A 19,724-nucleotide genomic window follows, 5' to 3' on the forward strand; every position below is an offset into this window, starting at 1 on the left:
TTTTCGTATCATTGTGGATAAGTCTGTGTGTAAAAGGGTATAAGGCGGGGTTTTGCTGTGGAATGCAGCAGTCAGTCATTTTTCTGTCATTTAGCGGTTGCGGCCTGCGGATAACTCCCTATAATGCGCCTCCATCGACACGGCAGATGTGAATCACTTCACAGACAACCCGGTCGGTTGAAGAGAAAAAATCCTGAAATAACGGGTTGACTCTGAAAGAGGAAAGCGTAATATACGCCACCTCGCAACGGTGAGCGAAAGCCGCGTTGCACTGCTCTTTAACAATTTATCAGACAATCTGTGTGGGCACTCAAAGTGACATGGATTCTTAACGTCGCAAGACGAAAAATGAATACCAAGTCTCTGAGTGAACATACGTAATTCATTACGAAGTTTAATTCACGAGCATCAAACTTAAATTGAAGAGTTTGATCATGGCTCAGATTGAACGCTGGCGGCAGGCCTAACACATGCAAGTCGAACGGTAGCACAGAGAGCTTGCTCTCGGGTGACGAGTGGCGGACGGGTGAGTAATGTCTGGGAAACTGCCTGATGGAGGGGGATAACTACTGGAAACGGTAGCTAATACCGCATAACGTCGCAAGACCAAAGAGGGGGACCTTCGGGCCTCTTGCCATCAGATGTGCCCAGATGGGATTAGCTAGTAGGTGGGGTAACGGCTCACCTAGGCGACGATCCCTAGCTGGTCTGAGAGGATGACCAGCCACACTGGAACTGAGACACGGTCCAGACTCCTACGGGAGGCAGCAGTGGGGAATATTGCACAATGGGCGCAAGCCTGATGCAGCCATGCCGCGTGTATGAAGAAGGCCTTCGGGTTGTAAAGTACTTTCAGCGGGGAGGAAGGTGTTGTGGTTAATAACCGCAGCAATTGACGTTACCCGCAGAAGAAGCACCGGCTAACTCCGTGCCAGCAGCCGCGGTAATACGGAGGGTGCAAGCGTTAATCGGAATTACTGGGCGTAAAGCGCACGCAGGCGGTCTGTCAAGTCGGATGTGAAATCCCCGGGCTCAACCTGGGAACTGCATTCGAAACTGGCAGGCTAGAGTCTTGTAGAGGGGGGTAGAATTCCAGGTGTAGCGGTGAAATGCGTAGAGATCTGGAGGAATACCGGTGGCGAAGGCGGCCCCCTGGACAAAGACTGACGCTCAGGTGCGAAAGCGTGGGGAGCAAACAGGATTAGATACCCTGGTAGTCCACGCCGTAAACGATGTCGACTTGGAGGTTGTGCCCTTGAGGCGTGGCTTCCGGAGCTAACGCGTTAAGTCGACCGCCTGGGGAGTACGGCCGCAAGGTTAAAACTCAAATGAATTGACGGGGGCCCGCACAAGCGGTGGAGCATGTGGTTTAATTCGATGCAACGCGAAGAACCTTACCTACTCTTGACATCCAGAGAACTTAGCAGAGATGCTTTGGTGCCTTCGGGAACTCTGAGACAGGTGCTGCATGGCTGTCGTCAGCTCGTGTTGTGAAATGTTGGGTTAAGTCCCGCAACGAGCGCAACCCTTATCCTTTGTTGCCAGCGGTTAGGCCGGGAACTCAAAGGAGACTGCCAGTGATAAACTGGAGGAAGGTGGGGATGACGTCAAGTCATCATGGCCCTTACGAGTAGGGCTACACACGTGCTACAATGGCGCATACAAAGAGAAGCGACCTCGCGAGAGCAAGCGGACCTCATAAAGTGCGTCGTAGTCCGGATTGGAGTCTGCAACTCGACTCCATGAAGTCGGAATCGCTAGTAATCGTAGATCAGAATGCTACGGTGAATACGTTCCCGGGCCTTGTACACACCGCCCGTCACACCATGGGAGTGGGTTGCAAAAGAAGTAGGTAGCTTAACCTTCGGGAGGGCGCTTACCACTTTGTGATTCATGACTGGGGTGAAGTCGTAACAAGGTAACCGTAGGGGAACCTGCGGTTGGATCACCTCCTTACCTTAAAGAACCTGCCTTTGTAGTGCTCACACAGATTGTCTGATGAATGATGAACTTCTGAATGTACTTTTGAGTGCATTAAGAAGTTTTGCTCTTTAAAAATCTGGATCAAGCTGAAAATTGAAACGACACACATGTTATGTGTGTTCGAGTCTCTCAAATTTTCGCAAACCGATGATGAATCGAAAGAAACATCTTCGGGTTGTGAGGTTAAGCGACTAAGCGTACACGGTGGATGCCCTGGCAGTCAGAGGCGATGAAGGACGTGCTAATCTGCGAAAAGCGCCGGCGAGGTGATATGAACCTTTGACCCGGCGATGTCCGAATGGGGAAACCCAGTGTGTTCCGACACACTATCGTTAACTGAATACATAGGTTAACGAGGCGAACCGGGGGAACTGAAACATCTAAGTACCCCGAGGAAAAGAAATCAACCGAGATTCCCCCAGTAGCGGCGAGCGAACGGGGAGCAGCCCGGAGTCTGAATCAGCTTGTGTGTTAGTGGAACGGTCTGGAAAGTCCGACGGTACAGGGTGATAGTCCCGTACACGAAAATGCACAGGTTGTGAACTCGAAGAGTAGGGCGGGACACGTGGTATCCTGTCTGAATATGGGGGGACCATCCTCCAAGGCTAAATACTCCTGACTGACCGATAGTGAACCAGTACCGTGAGGGAAAGGCGAAAAGAACCCCGGCGAGGGGAGTGAAAAAGAACCTGAAACCGTGTACGTACAAGCAGTGGGAGCCTCTTTATGGGGTGACTGCGTACCTTTTGTATAATGGGTCAGCGACTTATATTCTGTAGCAAGGTTAACCGAATAGGGGAGCCGAAGGGAAACCGAGTCTTAACTGGGCGTTAAGTTGCAGGGTATAGACCCGAAACCCGGTGATCTAGCCATGGGCAGGTTGAAGGTTGGGTAACACTAACTGGAGGACCGAACCGACTAATGTTGAAAAATTAGCGGATGACCTGTGGCTGGGGGTGAAAGGCCAATCAAACCGGGAGATAGCTGGTTCTCCCCGAAAGCTATTTAGGTAGCGCCTCGTGAACTCATCTTCGGGGGTAGAGCACTGTTTCGGCTAGGGGGCCATCCCGGCTTACCAACCCGATGCAAACTACGAATACCGAAGAATGTTATCACGGGAGACACACGGCGGGTGCTAACGTCCGTCGTGAAGAGGGAAACAACCCAGACCGCCAGCTAAGGTCCCAAAGTCATGGTTAAGTGGGAAACGATGTGGGAAGGCACAGACAGCCAGGATGTTGGCTTAGAAGCAGCCATCATTTAAAGAAAGCGTAATAGCTCACTGGTCGAGTCGGCCTGCGCGGAAGATGTAACGGGGCTAAACCATGCACCGAAGCTGCGGCAGCGACACTATGTGTTGTTGGGTAGGGGAGCGTTCTGTAAGCCGTTGAAGGTGGCCTGTGAGGGTTGCTGGAGGTATCAGAAGTGCGAATGCTGACATAAGTAACGATAAAGCGGGTGAAAAGCCCGCTCGCCGGAAGACCAAGGGTTCCTGTCCAACGTTAATCGGGGCAGGGTGAGTCGACCCCTAAGGCGAGGCCGAAAGGCGTAGTCGATGGGAAACAGGTTAATATTCCTGTACTTGGTGTTACTGCGAAGGGGGGACGGAGAAGGCTATGTTAGCCGGGCGACGGTTGTCCCGGTTTAAGCATGTAGGCGGAGGTTCCAGGTAAATCCGGTACCTTTTAACGCTGAGGTGTGATGACGAGGCACTACGGTGCTGAAGTAACAAATGCCCTGCTTCCAGGAAAAGCCTCTAAGCATCAGGTAACACGAAATCGTACCCCAAACCGACACAGGTGGTCAGGTAGAGAATACCAAGGCGCTTGAGAGAACTCGGGTGAAGGAACTAGGCAAAATGGTGCCGTAACTTCGGGAGAAGGCACGCTGATATGTAGGTGAAGCCCCTGCGGGTGGAGCTGAAATCAGTCGAAGATACCAGCTGGCTGCAACTGTTTATTAAAAACACAGCACTGTGCAAACACGAAAGTGGACGTATACGGTGTGACGCCTGCCCGGTGCCGGAAGGTTAATTGATGGGGTTAGCGGTAACGCGAAGCTCTTGATCGAAGCCCCGGTAAACGGCGGCCGTAACTATAACGGTCCTAAGGTAGCGAAATTCCTTGTCGGGTAAGTTCCGACCTGCACGAATGGCGTAATGATGGCCAGGCTGTCTCCACCCGAGACTCAGTGAAATTGAACTCGCTGTGAAGATGCAGTGTACCCGCGGCAAGACGGAAAGACCCCGTGAACCTTTACTATAGCTTGACACTGAACACTGGTCCTTGATGTGTAGGATAGGTGGGAGGCTTTGAAGCGTGGACGCCAGTCTGCGTGGAGCCGACCTTGAAATACCACCCTTTAATGGCTGGTGTTCTAACGTAGACCCGTAATCCGGGTTGCGGACAGTGTCTGGTGGGTAGTTTGACTGGGGCGGTCTCCTCCCAAAGAGTAACGGAGGAGCACGAAGGTTAGCTAATCCTGGTCGGACATCAGGAGGTTAGTGCAATGGCATAAGCTAGCTTGACTGCGAGAGTGACGGCTCGAGCAGGTGCGAAAGCAGGTCATAGTGATCCGGTGGTTCTGAATGGAAGGGCCATCGCTCAACGGATAAAAGGTACTCCGGGGATAACAGGCTGATACCGCCCAAGAGTTCATATCGACGGCGGTGTTTGGCACCTCGATGTCGGCTCATCACATCCTGGGGCTGAAGTAGGTCCCAAGGGTATGGCTGTTCGCCATTTAAAGTGGTACGCGAGCTGGGTTTAGAACGTCGTGAGACAGTTCGGTCCCTATCTGCCGTGGGCGCTGGAGAATTGAGGGGGGCTGCTCCTAGTACGAGAGGACCGGAGTGGACGCATCACTGGTGTTCGGGTTGTCATGCCAATGGCACTGCCCGGTAGCTAAATGCGGAAGAGATAAGTGCTGAAAGCATCTAAGCACGAAACTTGCCCCGAGATGAGTTCTCCCTGAGACTTTAAGTCTCCTGAAGGAACGTTGAAGACGACGACGTTGATAGGTCGGGTGTGTAAGCGCAGCGATGCGTTGAGCTAACCGATACTAATGAACCGTGAGGCTTAACCTTACAACGCCGAAGCTGTTTTGGCGGTGAGAGACGATTTTCAGCCTGATACAGATAACAGAATTTGCCTGGCGGCTTTAGCGCGGTGGTCCCACCTGACCCCATGCCGAACTCAGAAGTGAAACGCCGTAGCGCCGATGGTAGTGTGGGGTCTCCCCATGTGAGAGTAGGGAACTGCCAGGCATCAATCAAGAAGAACCCCGTACCGTAAGGTGCGGGGTTTTTTGCTTTGGGCTTTATTCCTCTCCTTGAAACTTTCTCACCTTCCTCTTGCAGACTCGACATTCAGGCCGGATCTCGGTATTGTTAGCTGTCTGGATGTCTAAACGTTTATACGTATGCTTTGAGGATTCAACGATATGCCGATTCGGGTGCAGGACGAGCTACCAGCCGTCAATTTCTTACGTGAAGAGAACGTCTTTGTGATGACGGCTTCACGCGCAACAGTTCAGGAAATTCGCCCGCTGAAGGTTCTTATTCTCAACCTGATGCCGAAAAAGATTGAAACAGAGAATCAGTTCCTGCGTCTGCTTTCAAACTCTCCGCTGCAGGTCGATATTCAGCTGCTGCGGATCGATGCGCGCGAGTCACGCAACACGCCTTCTGAGCACCTGAACAACTTTTACTGTAACTTCGATGACATTCAGGGGGAAAACTTCGACGGCCTGATTGTGACCGGCGCACCGCTCGGTCTGGTTGAATTTAACGATGTTGCCTACTGGCCGCAGATCAAACAGGTCCTGGAGTGGGCAAAAGATCACGTCACGTCCACCTTGTTTGTTTGTTGGGCGGTACAGGCGGCACTGAATATTCTTTATGGTATCCCTAAACAAACCCGCACTGAAAAGCTCTCCGGCGTATACGAACACCACATTCTTCATCCACATGCTCTGCTGACGCGCGGGTTTGATGATTCGTTTCTGGCGCCGCATTCGCGCTATGCCGATTTCCCGGCGCAGCTGATCCGTGATTACACCGATCTGGAGATCCTGGCCGAAACGGAAGAGGGGGATGCATACCTGTTTGCCAGCAAAGATAAGCGCATTGCCTTTGTAACCGGGCATCCTGAATACGATCCGCATACCCTCGCGTCAGAGTATTTCCGTGATGTCGAAGCGGGTCTTAATCCGGATGTGCCGTACAACTATTTCCCGAAAAACGATCCACAAAACAAACCGAGAGCAACCTGGCGCAGCCACGGGAATTTGCTTTTTACAAACTGGCTCAACTATTACGTCTACCAGATCACACCATACGATCTGCGACACATGAATCCGACGCTAGAGTAATCTTCTGCATTAAACGATCCTAAAGCGTTTCAGCTGTTCGCATCAGGCACCTTCGGGTGCCTTTTTTATTTCCGAAATTCTACTCAACATTGAGAAAAACTTTAACTTCATACTGATCAAGGAGTTAACGTTATAAATAAAATAAAATGGAAATTGTTTTTGATTTTGGAAAGAATAGAGATAGTCTTAATTCTGCTGAGCGAAAACTACACAACGATCTTTCGTTCGCATCGGGGGCGTGATTTTGGATCTTTGATGAGGAGCAGAGTAATGACTCAACAGGCAACGACGGTCGACGAACTGGCCTTTACCCAGCCGCATGGTGAGCAAGAACAGCAAATATTGACGGCAGAGGCGGTCGAATTTCTGACTGAACTGGTGACCCGCTTTACGCCGCAGCGCAATAAGCTGCTGGCAGCACGCATTCACCAGCAGCAGGAAATTGACGATGGCAAGTTGCCTGGGTTTATTTCGGAAACCGCTTCCATTCGCCGTGGTGAGTGGAAAATTCGTGGTATTCCTGAAGATTTAAAGGATCGCCGCGTTGAGATCACCGGTCCGGTAGAACGCAAAATGGTGATCAACGCCATGAACGCGAACGTTAAAGTCTTTATGGCTGATTTTGAAGACTCGTTGGCACCGGACTGGCGTAAGGTTATCGAGGGGCAAATCAACCTGCGCGACGCCGTGAACGGCACCATCAGCTATACCAACGAAGCCGGGAAAATCTATCAACTTAAACCGAATCCGGCGGTGCTGATCTGTCGCGTACGCGGTCTCCATCTGCCTGAAAAACACGTCACCTGGCGTGGGGAAGCCATTCCCGGCAGCCTGTTTGATTTCGCGCTCTATTTCTTCCACAACCACAAAAACCTGCTGGCAAAAGGCAGTGGCCCCTATTTCTATCTGCCAAAAACGCAGGCCTGGCAGGAAGCGGCGTGGTGGAGTGACGTGTTCAGTTATGCAGAAGATCGTTTCAACCTGCCACGTGGCACCATCAAAGCCACCCTGTTGATTGAAACGCTGCCTGCGGTTTTCCAGATGAACGAAATTCTGCATGCCCTGCGTGACCACATCGTCGGCCTGAACTGTGGGCGTTGGGACTATATCTTCAGCTATATCAAAACCCTGAAAAATTATCCCGATCGTGTACTGCCCGATCGTCAGGTCGTCACTATGGATAAGCCGTTCCTGAGCGCCTACTCGCGCCTGCTGATCAAAACCTGCCACAAGCGCGGTGCCTTTGCGATGGGCGGCATGGCGGCATTTATTCCGAGCAAAGACGCGGAGCGTAACAATCAGGTGCTCAACAAAGTGAAGGCCGATAAAGAGCTTGAAGCGCGTAACGGTCATGACGGAACGTGGATCGCCCATCCGGGCCTCGCAGATACGGCAATGGAAGTCTTTAACCGCGTACTCGGTGACAATAAAAATCAGCTCTTTGTTACGCGCGAAGAGGATGCGCCAACGGCTGAAGAACAGCTGCTGGCACCGTGTGCAGGTGAACGTACGGAAGAGGGCATGCGCGCCAACATTCGCGTTGCGGTGCAGTACATCGAAGCCTGGATCTCCGGCAACGGCTGCGTGCCGATCTACGGCCTGATGGAAGATGCCGCCACGGCGGAAATCTCCCGCACCTCTATCTGGCAATGGATCCATCATCAAAAAACGCTCAGCAACGGCAAGCCGGTGACCAAAGCCCTGTTCCGCCAGATGCTGGCCGAAGAAATGCGGGTGATCCAGGACGAGTTGGGCGAACACCGCTTCAGCAGCGGACGTTTTGACGATGCTGCACGCCTGATGGAACAAATCACCACCTCAGATGACTTAATCGACTTCCTGACCCTGCCGGGCTACCGGTTCCTGGCGTAACTCACCACATAACAATATGGAGCATCTGCACATGAAAACCCGTACCCAACAAATCGAAGAACTGAAGAAAGAATGGACACAACCGCGCTGGGAAGGCATTCGTCGTCCGTACAGCGCGGAAGAAGTGGTGAAATTACGCGGCTCGGTCAATCCGGAATGCACGCTGGCGCAAAATGGCGCGGCGAAAATGTGGAAGCTGCTGCACGGTGGTTCCAAAAAGGGTTATATCAATAGCCTCGGGGCGTTGACCGGCGGTCAGGCACTGCAGCAGGCGAAGGCCGGTATTGAGGCTGTCTATCTTTCCGGCTGGCAGGTTGCGGCGGATGCCAACCTGGCATCCAGTATGTATCCGGATCAGTCCCTCTACCCGGCGAACTCCGTGCCGTCGGTGGTTGATCGAATCAACAACACCTTCCGCCGTGCGGATCAGATCCAGTGGGCGGCAGGCATCGAACCCAACGATCCGCGCTTTATTGACTACTTCCTGCCGATCGTCGCGGATGCGGAAGCGGGTTTCGGCGGCGTGCTGAACGCGTTCGAGCTGATGAAATCAATGATTGAGGCCGGTGCAGCGGCCGTTCACTTCGAAGATCAGCTGGCATCGGTGAAGAAGTGCGGACACATGGGCGGTAAGGTGCTGGTTCCGACCCAGGAAGCGATTCAGAAACTGGTTGCCGCGCGTCTGGCGGCAGACGTGCTCGGCGTGCCGACGCTGGTCATTGCCCGTACCGATGCGGATGCGGCTGACCTGATCACCTCTGACTGCGATCCGTACGACAGCGAGTTTATTACCGGTGAGCGCACCAGCGAAGGGTTCTATCGTACCCATGCAGGCATCGAACAGGCGATCAGCCGTGGCCTGGCGTATGCCCCTTACGCCGACCTGGTCTGGTGTGAAACCTCCACGCCGGATCTGGCGCTGGCAAAACGTTTTGCCGATGCCATTCATGCGAAATATCCGGGCAAACTGCTGGCCTATAACTGCTCGCCGTCCTTCAACTGGCAGAAGAATCTGGATGATAAAACCATCGCCAGCTTCCAGCAGCAGCTTTCTGACATGGGCTACAAGTACCAGTTCATTACCCTGGCGGGCATCCACAGCATGTGGTTCAACATGTTCGACCTTGCACATGCTTATGCGCAGGGTGAAGGCATGAAGCACTACGTCGAGAAGGTTCAGCAGCCAGAATTCGCCGCCGGAAAAGAGGGTTATACCTTCGTTTCTCACCAGCAGGAAGTGGGAACGGGCTACTTCGACAACGTGACCACCATCATTCAGGGCGGTGCCTCCTCCGTCACCGCCTTAACGGGATCAACCGAAGAAGCACAGTTCTAATCGTTTCCCCCTCTCCCCCCTCGGGGAGAGGGTTGGGGTGAGGGGGAATATATGTCGCGTGGCCTGGAATTACTGATTGCTCAAACTATTTTGCAGGGCTTCGATGCCCAGTATGGTCGTTTTCTTGAAGTGACATCCGGTGCGCAACAGCGCTTCGAACATGCAGACTGGCATGCGGTTCAGCAGGCCATGAAGCAGCGTATTCACCTTTATGACCACCACGTGGGTCTGGTGGTGGAGCAGTTGCGCTGTATTACCGATGGTAAAAGCCCGGATGCGGACTTTTTACTGCGCGTGAAAGAGCACTACACCCATTTATTACCTGACTACCCGCGCTTCGAGATTGCGGAGAGCTTTTTCAACTCCGTCTATTGCCGGTTATTTGACCACCGCTCATTATCTCCTGAGCGGTTATTTATCTTCAGCTCTCAGCCTGAACGACGATTTCGTGCTATCCCACGTCCGCTGGCGAAAGATTTCTTCCCGGAGCGCGGGTGGGAGAAGCTTTTGCACCGTGTGCTTACCGATTTGCCGCTGCGTTTGCCCTGGGAGAATAAAACCCGGGATATAGGTTATATCCATACCCACCTGCGTGAAACCTTCGGCGAGGCGTTACTCGGCCGCAGCCACTTGCAGGTTGCCAACGAGCTTTTTTACCGCAATAAAGCCGCCTGGCTGGTAGGAAAACTGGTCACGCCATCGGCCATCGTACCGTTTCTGCTCCCCATCCATCGCACAGATGACGGGGAACTGTTTGTCGATACCTGCCTGACCACCAGCGCCGAGGCCAGCATTGTATTTGGCTTCGCCCGCTCCTATTTCATGGTGTACGCACCGTTGCCTGCCGCGCTGGTGGAATGGCTGCGGGAGATCTTGCCGGGCAAAACCACCGCCGAGCTGTATATGGCGATTGGCTGTCAGAAGCACGCTAAAACGGAAAGCTATCGGGAATACCTGCGTTATGTCACCACCGCAGATGAACAGTTTATCGAAGCGCCTGGCATTCGCGGCATGGTGATGCTGGTGTTTACGCTTCCGGGGTTCGACCGCGTATTTAAGGTCATTAAAGACCGGTTCGCGCCGCAGAAAGAGATGACCGCCGCGCACGTCCGCGCCTGCTATCAGCTGGTCAAAGAGCATGACCGTGTCGGACGTATGGCGGATACTCAGGAATTCGAAAACTTTGTGCTGGATAAGCAACAGATCGACCCGGCGCTGATGGCGCTTTTGCTCAAGGAAGCATCGGGGAAAATCACCGATCTTGGCGACAAAATCGTGATTAGCCATCTTTACATCGAGCGCCGCATGGTGCCGCTGAACATCTGGCTGGAGCAGTCCGAGGGTCAGGCGCTGCGCGATGCTATAGAAGAATACGGTAACGCGATTCGCCAGCTTGCCGCGGCCAATATTTTCCCGGGCGATATGCTGTTTAAAAACTTCGGCGTCACGCGCCATGGGCGAGTGGTGTTTTATGATTACGACGAGATTTGTTACATGACCGAAGTGAATTTCCGCGATATCCCGCCGCCCCGTTATCTGGAAGATGAACTGTCTGGTGAACCGTGGTACAGCGTTTCGCCGGGCGATGTCTTTCCCGAAGAGTTTCGCCACTGGCTGTGCGCCGACCCGCGCATCGGGCCGCTATTTGAAGAGATGCACGCCGACCTTTTTCGTGCCAGCTACTGGCGTGGGCTGCAAACGCGGATCAAAAACGGGCATGTGGAAGATGTGTACGCTTATCGCCGCAAGCAGCGGTTTTGCATCCGGTTTAACGAATCCCACCATACGCCAGCGTCACCTCTTTCGCCGCCTTAATCACCAGCGCACCTAACTCGGTAACGCGGTCGTCGGTCATGCGCGAAATCGGCCCGGAGATAGAGATGGCGGCAAACGGCTCGCGGTGCTCGTCAAAGATACAGGCCGCGATACAGCGCAGACCCAAAGCATGTTCTTCATCATCAAATGAATAGCCACGTTTGCGGGTTAACGCCAGATCCTCTTTCAGATGCACCGGCGAAACCAGCGTGGCATGGGTATAGGCGTGCAGCCCTTTACGATGCAGCAGCCCTGTCACCTGATCTTCGCTGAGCTGAGACAGAAACGCTTTTCCTGCCCCGGACGCATGCATCGGCAGCTTACCGCCAATCGGCGCGGACATACGCATCAGCTGCGTGCACTGCACCTGATCGATAATGATTGCCTGATGATCGCTCTGGTCAAGCACCGCCAGGTTTACCGTCTCGCCGGAATCTTCCATTAGCTTGCGCAGAATCGGATGCACAATCGCCAGCAGATTGCGGCTTTGCAGGAAGCTGCTGCCAACGATAAAGGCATGTGCGCCCACCGCCCAGTGTCCCAGCTCGCCGACCTGGCGGACAAAGCCCAGCTGCTGCATAGTGGTCAGCAGGCGGTGCGTGGTGGAGTTCGGCAGGCCAGCCTGCTGGGCCAGCTCCGTCAGGGCCACGCTGCTGTGCGACTCGGCTATCCACTCCAGCAGCTTCAGACCGCGCGTGAGCGATTGAACCTGTCCGCTCGGTTGTGCAGCGGGGGTGGCAGCAGGTTTTCTGCCGCGTTTGGCGGGAACGGTCGCGACCATGACGATCTCCTTTTTCTGTATCGTGGAAATCATTTTCGTTTTATTTGGTGATTTTGCAACCGTTATCCTGACTGATCGGAGGAGTGATGGTGAACATGTCTCATGTTACCGCTGTGTGACTTTTCCACCCTGCGAGATTGTGCCAGTATGGAACGCAGCCTTTTGGCCTTGTTGAGCGTTGTCGGGAGCAAGTGTGAGCAGCAAAGTAGAGCAACTGCGTGCGCAGTTAAATGAACGAATTCTGGTGCTGGACGGCGGCATGGGCACGATGATCCAGGGCTATCGTCTGAGTGAAGACGATTTCCGCGGCGAACGCTTCGCTGACTGGCCTTGCGATCTGAAAGGTAACAACGACCTGCTGGTGCTCAGCAAGCCGTCCGTCATTAAGGATATCCACAATGCCTACTTCGAGGCAGGGGCGGATATCGTTGAAACCAACACCTTTAATTCGACAACCATCGCTATGGCGGATTACCAGATGGAATCCCTGTCGGCGGAGATCAACTTTGAAGCCGCGAAGCTGGCGCGCGCCTGCGCAGACGAATGGACGGCCCGCACGCCGGACAAACCGCGCTACGTTGCCGGGGTGCTTGGCCCAACCAACCGCACCGCATCAATCTCACCGGACGTCAACGACCCGGCATTTCGTAATATCACCTTTGACCAGCTGGTCGCTGCCTACCGTGAATCGACCAAAGCGCTGGTGGAAGGCGGTTCCGACCTGATCCTGATTGAAACGGTTTTCGACACCCTCAACGCCAAAGCCGCGATTTACGCGGTGAAAGAGGAGTTCGAGGCACTGGCCGTTGACCTGCCGATCATGATTTCCGGCACCATTACCGACGCCTCCGGCCGTACCCTGTCCGGCCAGACCACCGAAGCGTTTTATAACTCCCTGCGCCACGCGGAAGCGCTCTCCTTTGGCCTGAACTGTGCTCTGGGGCCAGATGAACTGCGCCAGTACGTGCAGGAGTTATCGCGCATCGCAGAATGCTATGTCACCGCGCACCCGAACGCCGGTCTGCCCAATGCCTTTGGTGAATACGATCTGGATGCCGACACCATGGCGGCGCAAATCAGCGAGTGGGCTGAATCTGGCTTCCTGAACATTGTTGGCGGCTGCTGCGGCACCACGCCGGAACACATTGCCGCCATGAGCAACGCAGTGGCCGGGCTGCCGCCGCGTAAGCTGCCTGAGCTTCCCGTTGCCTGTCGTCTTTCTGGTCTCGAGCCGTTGACCATTGGCGACGACAGCCTGTTTGTGAACGTGGGGGAGCGGACTAACGTCACTGGTTCCGCGAAGTTCAAGCGCCTGATTAAAGAAGAGAAGTACAGCGAAGCGCTGGACGTCGCCCGCCAGCAGGTGGAAAGCGGCGCGCAGATTATTGATATCAACATGGACGAGGGGATGCTCGATGCCGAAGCGGCGATGGTGCGTTTCCTCAACCTGATTGCCGGCGAGCCGGACATTGCCCGCGTGCCGATCATGATCGACTCCTCCAAATGGGAAGTCATCGAAAAAGGGCTGAAGTGCATTCAGGGTAAAGGCATCGTCAACTCTATCTCGATGAAAGAGGGCGTTGATATCTTTATCCACCACGCGAAGATGGTCCGCCGCTACGGTGCCGCCGTGGTGGTCATGGCCTTCGACGAAGTGGGCCAGGCGGATACCCGCGAGCGTAAAATTGAGATATGCCGCCGCGCGTACAAGATTTTGACCGAAGAGGTGGGTTTCCCGCCGGAAGACATCATCTTCGACCCGAACATTTTCGCCGTCGCGACCGGGATTGAAGAGCATAACAACTATGCCCAGGACTTTATCGGCGCATGTGAAGACATTAAACGTGAATTGCCGCATGCGTTAATCTCCGGCGGCGTGTCGAACGTGTCGTTCTCGTTCCGCGGCAACGACCCGGTGCGTGAAGCGATCCACGCCGTGTTCCTCTACTACGCCATCCGCAACGGGATGGACATGGGGATCGTTAACGCCGGCCAGCTGGCGATTTACGATGACCTCCCTGCCGAGCTTCGCGACGCGGTAGAAGATGTCATCCTTAACCGTCGCGACGACGCCACCGAGCGCATGCTGGACCTCGCGGAGAAATACCGCGGCAGCAAAACGGATGAATCGGCCAACGTTCAGCAGGCCGAGTGGCGTTCCTGGGACGTGAAAAAGCGTCTGGAATATTCGCTGGTGAAAGGTATCACCGAGTTTATTGAGCAGGACACCGAAGAAGCGCGCCAGCAGGCAGCTCGCCCGATTGAGGTGATCGAAGGCCCGCTGATGGACGGCATGAACGTGGTCGGCGATCTGTTCGGCGAGGGAAAAATGTTCCTGCCGCAGGTGGTGAAATCTGCCCGCGTGATGAAGCAGGCCGTGGCCTATCTGGAGCCGTTTATCGAGGCCAGCAAAGAGAAAGGCTCCAGCAACGGCAAGATGGTCATCGCCACCGTGAAGGGCGACGTGCACGACATCGGCAAGAATATCGTCGGCGTGGTGCTGCAGTGCAATAACTACGAAATTATCGACCTCGGGGTAATGGTCCCGGCGGATAAAATCCTCAAAACCGCGCGTGAGGTGAATGCCGACCTGATTGGCCTTTCCGGGCTGATCACGCCGTCGCTGGACGAGATGGTCAACGTGGCGAAAGAGATGGAGCGTCAGGGCTTCACTATTCCGCTGCTGATTGGCGGAGCGACCACCTCGAAAGCGCATACGGCGGTAAAAATCGAACAGAACTACAGCGGCCCGACGGTCTATGTGCAGAACGCCTCGCGCACCGTAGGCGTGGTGTCCGCGCTGCTCTCCGACACCCAGCGCGATGACTTCGTGGCGCGCACCCGCAAAGAGTACGAAACCGTCCGCATCCAGCACGGTCGTAAGAAACCGCGCACGCCGCCGGTTTCACTTCAGGCGGCGCGCGATAACGATCTGGCGTTTGACTGGTCCAGCTATACCCCGCCGGTTGCGCACCGTCTGGGCGTGCAGGACGTCACCGCCAGCATCGAAACGCTGCGTAACTACATCGACTGGACACCGTTCTTCATGACCTGGTCGCTGGCGGGCAAATATCCGCGTATCCTCGAGGATGAGGTGGTTGGTGAAGAGGCGAAACGGTTGTTTAAAGATGCCAATGACATGCTCGACAAGCTGAGTGCAGAGAAATCCCTCAATCCGCGCGGCGTGGTGGGGCTGTTCCCGGCGAACCGCGTGGGTGACGACGTGGAAATCTACCGCGATGAAACCCGCACGCATGTGCTGACCGTGAGCCATCACCTGCGTCAGCAAACGGAGAAAGTGGGCTTCGCCAACTACTGTCTGGCGGATTTCGTCGCACCGAAACTGAGTGGTAAAGCCGACTATATCGGCGCCTTTGCGGTAACCGGCGGCCTGGAAGAAGATGCGCTGGCGGAGGCATTCGAAGCGCAGCATGATGATTACAACAAAATCATGGTCAAAGCGATTGCCGACCGCCTGGCGGAAGCCTTCGCTGAGTATCTGCATGAGCGCGTACGTAAGGTGTACTGGGGCTACGCGGCCAATGAAAACCTCAGCAACGAGGAGCTGATCCGCGAAAACTACCAGGGCATTCGCCCGGCCCCGGGCTATCCGGCCTGCCCGGAGCACACCGAAAAAGGCACCATCTGGAAACTTCTCGATGTTGAGGCCCATACGGGGATGAAACTCACCGAGTCGTTCGCCATGTGGCCGGGTGCCTCCGTCTCAGGCTGGTACTTCAGCCACCCGGACAGCAAGTACTTTGCCGTGGCGCAGCTACAGCGCGATCAGATCGAAGATTACGCCCTGCGCAAAGGCATGAGCGTGTCAGAAGTCGAGCGCTGGCTGGCGCCTAATCTCGGCTACGACGCCGACTAAAATCACTTTTCCTTACAACAAACAGGGCGCTCATGGGGCGCCCTGTCTCTTTCTTACGTTTAAACCCTTATACTGAACCTAAGGAAAATGAATAACGATAAGGAGGAAAACCTTCCGTGCTGACCCTGTTACATCTGCTCTCCGCAGTCGCACTGCTCGTTTGGGGGACCCATATCGTCCGTACCGGCGTGATGCGCGTCTTTGGTGCTCGTTTACGCACCGTTCTCAGCAGCAGCGTTGAGAAGAAGCCGCTCGCCTTTTGTGCGGGGATAGGCGTCACGGCGCTGGTTCAGAGCAGTAATGCCACCACCCTGCTTGTCACCTCCTTTGTGGCACAGGATCTGGTGGCGCTCGCGCCGGCACTGGTGATCGTGCTGGGGGCCGACGTGGGTACCGCGCTGATGGCGCGTATTCTGACGTTCGATCTCTCCTGGCTGTCGCCGCTGCTGATTTTCATTGGCGTCATCTTCTTCCTCGGGCGCAAACAGACGCGTGCCGGGCAGCTTGGGCGCGTGGGGATTGGCCTGGGGCTGATCCTGCTGGCGCTGGAGCTGATTGTGCAGGCGGTCACCCCCATCACCGAAGCCAACGGCGTTCAGGTCATCTTCGCCTCTCTGACCGGTGACATCATGCTGGATGCGCTGATTGGCGCGGTGTTTGCCATCGTCAGCTATTCAAGCCTGGCAGCCGTATTGCTGACGGCCACGCTCACCGCTGCCGGGGCGATCTCCTTCCCGGTGGCGCTATGTCTGGTGATTGGCGCGAATCTGGGGTCTGGCCTGCTGGCAATGCTCAACAACAGTGCCGCCAACGCTGCGGCTCGCCGCGTGGCGCTCGGCAGCCTGCTGTTTAAGCTGGTGGGTAGCCTGATTATCCTGCCGTTTGTGCACCCGCTGGCGAACCTGATGGATAACCTCTCGCTGCCGAAAGCGGAGCTGGTGATCTATTTCCACGTTTTCTATAACCTGGTACGCTGCCTGGCGATGGTGCCTTTTGCGGGGCCGATGGCCCGCTTTTGCGAACGACTCATTCAGGATGAACCGGAGCTGGATGCGCGCCTGAAACCGAAGCATCTGGATACCTCCGCGCTGGATACCCCGGCGCTGGCGCTGGCGAATGCCGCCCGCGAGACGCTACGCATGGGTGATGCGATGGAAACCATGCTCGAAGGGCTGCAGAAGGTGATGCACGGCGAACCGCGCGAAGAGAAAGAGTTGCGCAGGCTGGCGGACGATATCAACGTGCTTTATACCGCCATTAAGCTCTATCTGGCGCGTATTCCGCAGGATGAACTGGCGGAAGAGGAGTCTCGCCGCTGGGCAGAAATCATCGAGATGTCGCTCAACCTGGAGCAAGCCTCCGATATCGTGGAGCGTATGGGGAGTGAGATTGCAGATAAGTCACTGGCAGCACGTCGGGCATTCTCCATTGAGGGCCTGAAGGAGCTGGAGGCGCTCCACGAACAGCTCTTGAGCAACCTGAAGCTGGCGATGCTGGTCTTCTTCTCCAGCGACGTGCCGAGCGCGCGCCGCCTGCGTCGTAACAAGCATCGCTTCCGCATCCTCAACCGTCGCTACTCGCACGCCCACGTTGAGCGTCTTCACCAGCAAAACGTGCAGAGTATCGAGACCAGCTCCCTGCACCTGGGGCTGCTGGGGGACATGAAGCGTCTTAACTCGTTGTTCTGCGCGGTGGCCTATAGCGTGATGGAACAGCCGGATGAAGATGACGAGCGGGACGAGTATTAATCTCTGAAAGCGCCTCGCAAAACCGTTTTGCGAGGCGTGACACCTTATGAAGCGCCATTTACGCTGCAGACCTTACATTTTTAAGGGAATAGAAAATGCTCGTTTATTACGCTACACTTCGCCAATTCATGCGCATACCGATGGGGGTTCTCATGCGCACTACTCATGGCATCAAAAAATCAGTCAATGTGTCGTTAGCACCAGAAATCCTTGAAGAGGCGCGACGGCTTAAACTTAATCTCTCTGCTGTACTTACGGCTGCATTGCAGGAGCAGTTTCGTGCGCATCAGCGTGCAGAGTGGTTAGCAGAAAATAAAGCGTCTATCGAGGCTATTAACCAGTGGGTTGATGAAAACGGCTCCTTTAGTGACTTTCAGAGGTCGTTCTGATGGAGCAATATTTTGCTTATGAGAATGAAGGTAAGGGGAAAACTGCCTATCCCTGGCTAATCAATATGCAGCATCCCGTGGCCAATGTGATGAAGCATGTTCTGGTCGCCCCCGCAGTTGAGCTTAGCCACCTGGGAGGCATTCAGCCGCCTGCGAAAGTGTGCCCTGTCGTTGAGATAGCGGGTAAGCCCTGCGTGGTTATGATGCACATGATGGCAGGCATATCGCCAAAAGAGTTAGGCGAGCGTGTCGCCGATCTTACTCAAGACCGGGCCTCATTGCGGGATGCACTCGATTTTTTGATCAACGGTTACTAACACTTTTTTGTCAGCCGCAAGGTAAGGTATATTTCGCCCTTCACAGGAGAAACTATGCTGCCAACTCAATCAACCCGATTAAACAAATACATTAGCGAGAGCGGGATCTGCTCACGTCGCGAGGCTGACCGTTACATTGAACAAGGTAACGTGTTTCTTAACGGCAAACGCGCCACCATCGGCGATCAGGTGGTGCCTGGCGACGTGGTCAAAGTGAATGGTCAGGTCATCGAACCGCGTGATGCAGAAGACCTGGTGTTTATCGCGTTGAATAAACCGGTTGGGATTGTCAGCACCACGGAAGACGGTGAGCGAGACAACATCGTTGATTTCGTGAACCACAGCAGCCGCATCTTCCCGATTGGCCGTCTGGATAAAGATTCGCAGGGGCTGATTTTCCTCACCAACCATGGCGATCTGGTGAACAAAATCCTGCGAGCCGGTAACGACCATGAGAAAGAGTACATCGTTACGGTAAACAAACTGGTAACGGACGAGTTTATCCGCGGGATGAGCGCAGGCGTGCCGATCCTGGGCACGGTGACGAAGAAGTGTAAGGTCAAGAAAGAAGCGCCTTTCGCGTTCCGAATTACCCTGGTACAGGGCTTAAACCGCCAGATCCGCCGCATGTGCGAGTACTTCGGTTATGAAGTGACGAAGCTTGAACGTACGCGCATCATGAACGTTAGCCTGTCCGGGATCCCGCTGGGCGAGTGGCGTGACTTGACGGATGACGAGCTGATTGAGCTGTTCAGGCTTATCGAAAACTCGTCGTCAGAAGCGAAGCCGAAGGCTAAGGCGAAGCCGAAAACCCAGGCGATTAAACGCCCGGTGGTGAAGGCGCCGCAGGCGGAAGAGAAAGGGCGAGGCAAGCCGGGTAACGGTAAGCGATTTACCCAGCCGGGTCGTAAAAAGAAAGGGCGCTGATTAGCGCCTTCCACGGGTTGACGTGCTGGCGGACCAGGAGAAGGTCGCCTCTGCATCCGGTTTATAAGCCTGCTCTTTTTTCAGTTTGCGGGCTTTCTTCGCCGCGGCGTCACGTTCCGCCATCAGCTTGTCGATGTACTCTTTTTTCACCTGATTGGTTTCGGCGTTCGTCAGCGTGCGGCCATGTGCAATGCGGGCGCGGTCGAGAAGCGTTTTCAGTTCGCGCTGCTCGGCTTCCGTCATGTCTTTCTGGGTCAAACGTGGTGTAGCCATTGCTGAAGCCTCCTGAGGGGGAGGCTTCAGTGTAA

At 54.8% G+C, this 19,724-nt stretch carries 11 protein-coding genes and 3 rRNA genes; 12 read left to right on the plus strand and 2 right to left on the minus strand.

What is annotated here, in order from left to right:
* Window positions 1–416 precede the first annotated feature (416 nt).
* The 7 genes from AAER43_RS01035 (at window position 417) to aceK (ending at window position 11,377) form a co-directional block, all read left to right on the plus strand.
* Window positions 417–1,956: ribosomal RNA gene (locus tag AAER43_RS01035) — 16S ribosomal RNA — on the plus strand.
* Between the two features lie 208 nt (window positions 1,957–2,164).
* Window positions 2,165–5,068, plus strand: a 23S ribosomal RNA gene (locus AAER43_RS01040).
* 64 nt (window positions 5,069–5,132) lie between these two features.
* Window positions 5,133–5,248: ribosomal RNA gene (gene rrf / locus AAER43_RS01045) — 5S ribosomal RNA — on the plus strand.
* Together the 16S, 23S and 5S rRNA genes form the textbook arrangement of a ribosomal RNA operon.
* A 176-nt stretch (window positions 5,249–5,424) precedes the next feature.
* Window positions 5,425–6,354 carry a homoserine O-succinyltransferase gene (gene metA / locus AAER43_RS01050; protein WP_023331771.1) on the plus strand — a complete coding sequence of 310 codons (930 nt, stop codon included), beginning with the start codon at window positions 5,425–5,427 and terminating at the stop codon, window positions 6,352–6,354.
* A gap of 270 nt (window positions 6,355–6,624) precedes the next feature.
* Complete coding sequence (aceB, locus tag AAER43_RS01055) at window positions 6,625–8,226, plus strand: malate synthase A (protein ID WP_050862166.1); 1,602 nt, start codon at window positions 6,625–6,627, stop codon at window positions 8,224–8,226.
* Between the two features lie 31 nt (window positions 8,227–8,257).
* The gene (gene aceA, locus AAER43_RS01060) at window positions 8,258–9,562 is read left to right on the plus strand and encodes an isocitrate lyase (RefSeq protein WP_014882085.1); all 1,305 of its coding nucleotides are present in this window, start codon (window positions 8,258–8,260) and stop codon (window positions 9,560–9,562) included.
* A 51-nt stretch (window positions 9,563–9,613) separates the two neighbouring features.
* On the plus strand, window positions 9,614–11,377 hold the full coding sequence (gene aceK, locus AAER43_RS01065) for a bifunctional isocitrate dehydrogenase kinase/phosphatase (RefSeq protein WP_050862167.1): 1,764 nt from the start codon (window positions 9,614–9,616) through the stop codon (window positions 11,375–11,377).
* Here aceK and iclR read toward each other — a convergent pair.
* Window positions 11,331–12,158 carry a glyoxylate bypass operon transcriptional repressor IclR gene (gene iclR, locus AAER43_RS01070; RefSeq protein ID WP_014882087.1) on the minus strand — a complete coding sequence of 276 codons (828 nt, stop codon included), beginning with the start codon at window positions 12,156–12,158 and terminating at the stop codon, window positions 11,331–11,333. The two genes, aceK and iclR, sit on opposite strands and share 47 nt — an antisense overlap.
* A 193-nt stretch (window positions 12,159–12,351) precedes the next feature.
* On the opposite strand from iclR, the gene metH reads away from it, so the two are divergent.
* The 5 genes from metH to rluF all read left to right on the plus strand — a co-directional run bounded on the left by metH (window position 12,352) and on the right by rluF (window position 19,416).
* Entirely contained in the window at window positions 12,352–16,035 is a 3,684-nt protein-coding gene (gene metH / locus AAER43_RS01075; RefSeq protein ID WP_050862168.1) for a methionine synthase, read from the plus strand.
* Window positions 16,036–16,151: 116 nt separating this feature from the next.
* A complete protein-coding gene (locus AAER43_RS01080) occupies window positions 16,152–17,783 on the plus strand; it encodes a Na/Pi cotransporter family protein (RefSeq protein ID WP_014882089.1) in 1,632 nt (543 codons plus the stop codon).
* Between the two features lie 95 nt (window positions 17,784–17,878).
* Window positions 17,879–18,172 (plus strand): type II toxin-antitoxin system CcdA family antitoxin, encoded by a 294-nt coding sequence (locus AAER43_RS01085; RefSeq protein WP_014830260.1) that lies wholly within the window; start codon window positions 17,879–17,881, stop codon window positions 18,170–18,172.
* Window positions 18,172–18,489 (plus strand): CcdB family protein, encoded by a 318-nt coding sequence (locus AAER43_RS01090; protein WP_023331776.1) that lies wholly within the window; start codon window positions 18,172–18,174, stop codon window positions 18,487–18,489. Before AAER43_RS01085 ends, AAER43_RS01090 begins: the two co-directional genes overlap by 1 nt.
* Before the next feature lie 54 nt (window positions 18,490–18,543).
* Window positions 18,544–19,416: a 23S rRNA pseudouridine(2604) synthase RluF gene (rluF, locus tag AAER43_RS01095; protein ID WP_032637776.1), complete on the plus strand. Its 873-nt coding sequence runs from the start codon at window positions 18,544–18,546 to the stop codon at window positions 19,414–19,416.
* Here the strand turns inward: rluF and AAER43_RS01100 are convergent, their stop codons facing one another.
* The gene (locus AAER43_RS01100) at window positions 19,417–19,689 is read right to left on the minus strand and encodes a DUF3811 domain-containing protein (protein ID WP_014882093.1); all 273 of its coding nucleotides are present in this window, start codon (window positions 19,687–19,689) and stop codon (window positions 19,417–19,419) included. It lies immediately after the preceding gene.
* Between the last annotated feature and the right edge of the window lie 35 nt (window positions 19,690–19,724).

The sequence above is a fragment of the Enterobacter sp. FUJ80071 genome (genome assembly GCF_038739915.1).
GTDB lineage: Bacteria > Pseudomonadota > Gammaproteobacteria > Enterobacterales > Enterobacteriaceae > Enterobacter > Enterobacter kobei.